The 313-nt window shown below is 37.7% G+C and carries 1 protein-coding gene; it reads left to right on the top strand.

The features are described from left to right. On the top strand, positions 1–313 hold a 313-nt coding region (locus tag PVK62_RS17590), incomplete at both ends, for an IS3 family transposase (protein ID WP_338000270.1).

Raw genomic sequence — 313 nt, 5'->3', positions numbered from 1 at the left:
TCTGAACAATTCGCATTAATAGATAAACTCAGGCAGAGCCACAGTATAAGCATTCTTTGTGAAACCTTTGGTATTCATCGGAGTAGTTATAAGTATTGGAAGGCAAAACCAAGAAACGTTGACGGTGAGTTATTAGAGTTATACTCAGAAGTTAAAGAAGTACATAGCATTAGTAATGGCTCTGCTGGGGCGAGAAGTATAGCAAAAATGGTATCCCAGAGAGGGATACCACTTAGCCGCTACCGTGCCACTAAGTTAATGAAATTACTTAATTTAGTAAGTACGCAAATACCGAAGCATACTTATAAGAAAA

This window comes from Aliivibrio sp. S3MY1 (assembly GCF_028765575.1).
In the GTDB taxonomy this organism is placed as follows: Bacteria; Pseudomonadota; Gammaproteobacteria; order Enterobacterales; family Vibrionaceae; genus Aliivibrio.
The sequence above is the reverse complement of the archived record's forward strand: the minus strand, read 5'-3'. Positions and strand labels throughout refer to the sequence as shown.